Annotated in this window: 3 protein-coding genes; all 3 read left to right on the forward strand. The window is 47.5% G+C overall.

Annotation, left to right across the window (positions count from 1 at the left end; translation table 11 throughout):
- The coding region (lanM, locus tag AC1DWB_RS33190; RefSeq protein WP_477545357.1) for a type 2 lanthipeptide synthetase LanM at window positions 1-1,739 on the forward strand (1,739 nt) is incomplete at its 5' end.
- A 16-nt stretch (window positions 1,740-1,755) separates the two neighbouring features.
- Window positions 1,756-1,860: a lanthionine synthetase LanC family protein gene (locus AC1DWB_RS33195; protein ID WP_477545358.1), complete on the forward strand. Its 105-nt coding sequence runs from the start codon at window positions 1,756-1,758 to the stop codon at window positions 1,858-1,860.
- A 32-nt stretch (window positions 1,861-1,892) separates the two neighbouring features.
- Window positions 1,893-2,237 carry a hypothetical protein gene (locus AC1DWB_RS33200; protein WP_477545359.1) on the forward strand — a complete coding sequence of 115 codons (345 nt, stop codon included), beginning with the start codon at window positions 1,893-1,895 and terminating at the stop codon, window positions 2,235-2,237.
- Window positions 2,238-2,847: the final 610 nt, after the last annotated feature.

Genomic DNA, 2,847 nt, shown 5'->3' on the forward strand with positions numbered 1-2,847 from the left:
ATACGGATGCCATGAAGTCGGGCGATGTCTCGTATACACTTCCTATGCCGACGAATATCCCTTTTATTGAGGGACGAAGCTTGGGTGTGAAAGATTATAACTACGATTTCGCTCACGGGTTTCACGACATGTATATGTTCTTCATGCAACAACAAGGAGCTCTCCTGGCTTGGGATGGGCCGCTCTCTGCCTTCAAAAATCAACCGAGCCGATTTATATTCCGGACGACCACGACGTACCAGACCCTATTAGAGAACAGTTGGCGTCCCGGGGTGCTGCGTAATGGGGTAGACCGCGACATTCAGCTTGATAAGTTAGTCCGAATCCTAACGGTCGAGGAGGAAAATGCCCAGTTGTGGCCGTTGGTGCGATATGAGCTTGAAGCTATGAAGCGATTGGATATCCCCTACTTCAGATTATTCACAGATGAGCACCGATTAATGGATTGCAGCGAACAAGATGAACCTCAATTGTTCAGCGTGAGCGGGTATGATGACTTGATGATGAGGGTGAAGGAGCTGAGTGAACAGGATTGTCGATTCCAGATATCCTTGATCCGCGGAACATTGTATGCCAAATTTGCTGGAAAGACGTCCCATCACTCCACAGCTTCAGAATCGCAAACGGTCCATGTGCAGGAATCCGATTACTCCGATCTTCAGTCCAATGAAGCATGGTTGATTTCAGTTGCCACTTCCATTGCGGACAGATTGAATCGAGAAGCGATTACTGCCCAAGACGGTACTCGAACTTGGATTGCCCCTGCGTGGAGCGGGAAATACCCCAGGCTGCGGCCGCTCGGCCATGACTTGTACGAAGGACATTGCGGTATAGCGCTATTCTATGCTGCATTGGCCAAGACCACGGGTAAGGAGAGCTATCGTGTAGATGCAATGTCGACACTATTGTTACTGCGTAACAAAATTCGTACGAACGATCTCGGTTCATTCAATAGATATGGCATCGGTGGATTCGTTGGACTCGGTTCCATCATTTACGCTCTAGTTCGGATAGGACAACTTATCCACGAATCAGAATTACTGAATGAAGCACGAACGGTCGCCTCCTGGATCACGGAGTCTCGTATTGAAACAGATGAACACTTCGATGTGCTGCATGGAGCTGCTGGATCTATACTTGCGCTGCTAGTACTCTACGATGCAACAAGAGATCCAAGCATCTTGTCACTGGCTGTATTATGCGGAGAGCACATAATCCGCAACCGTACGCTTCTGCCGTCTGGATATCGGGTATGGACGGACAACAATGGAAAAACTCTGGCAGGGTTCTCCCATGGTGCAGCTGGAATCGCATACGCGTTGCTTCGGCTATACTCGCACATACGGGATGAACGATTTGTAAAAGCGGCCGAAGAAGCAATTCGGTACGAACGGTCGATATTCGTTTCCGTCCCAGGAATGTGGCCTGATTTACGGGTTGCTCCAGGGGAGGAAGGGCTGACAGATGCCTGGTGCCATGGCGCAGCAGGCATTGGGCTCGCTAGATTAGCAGGGTTACCGATTCTGGATTCCGAAGAAATACACTTGGATATTGATGCGGCTATTCGGGCGGTACTCCTTGGTATGAAGAAGAGCACGAGCGACTATCTGTGCTGTGGTGCCATGGGGAGGGTGGAATTGTTGCTTGCTGCCTCACTGCGGCAGAATCAAGCACAATTGGTGCAGGAAGCGAATTTCCAAGCGTCTATGATTGCTGAGAGGTACAGAAGGAGGAGGTGAGTCTAAGGCAAGTTTCGTGTATCAGCCTCATGGTTTATTTCCGGGAATAGCAGGCATCGGTTACGAGCTAATACGCTTGCGCAATCCCGAGATCGTACCATCCGTTCTAGTATTGGATTAAGAGATTCTACCATTCGAGAAGGAGAGTTGATCATGAGTAATTGGTCAAAAGAAGCTATGGAAAACGCGTTGAAAGAACTGTACAAAAGGGCCGCTACGGATAAGGGATTCCGTCAGCTCTGTCTGAGCCAACCGGAGGAGGCTGTGAAACAGGTAAGCGATCAAGCGTTGCCAGCAGGATTCACACTTCGGTTCGTTGACAACGAAGGTGCGGACGCCACATTCGTGTTACCGGAATTCCTTGGGGAAAGTGAACTATCCGATGAGCAGTTGGAAGCAGTTGCTGGAGGTAAGAAGAAAAAAAATAAAGATGATGATGGTGACGATGACTTCGTATCTATCTTTCCTATGCGATGCAACCCTGATTATCATAAGTAAGCTCTTTGAAAATAGGAAAAGTGCTCCAAATCTTTAGTAGAATGGTGGTTGACGAGAACAACATCACCCAATGAGAGGAGCACCCTTAAGGTGAACTTAATGTGTGTCATTCTAACTAACGGCTTTCGAAATTTAGGGTAAATTTTAATTATTTTGGATAATCGCTACGAGGATGTTTGGATTTATCTCGAACATCTTCTTTTTTTTACGAAAAAAGAACTTCTTCGAATAAGCCCACAGCCTTGGTTCTTAAAGTTACTTAGAGGAACAAGAAAACGCTTGCAGATTATGCACACGTGTAATATAATTCATTTGAATAAACGCATATTTTTTTTGATATTGATGAACACGTGTGCTATCAATGGCGCGTATTCCAGAAGGAAAGGAGAAATGATAAAGCATTCTTCGATGGCTTTGAAGCTCTGACAACGATACCCAATAGACTGGTTGTACAGTACGAAGGGAGGATTGCAAGGATGGAAAAGATCAGCAGAAGAAAAATGTTGGCTTCTCTCGGGGTAGCAGGTGCGGCAATGGTAACTGGGGGCCTACTAGGCACCGGATCCCCGGTCGCGTTCGGGGAGTCAACTGTGACGGACAGCGTGTACGG

The sequence above is a fragment of the Paenibacillus sp. P4_E11 genome, assembly GCF_056401635.1.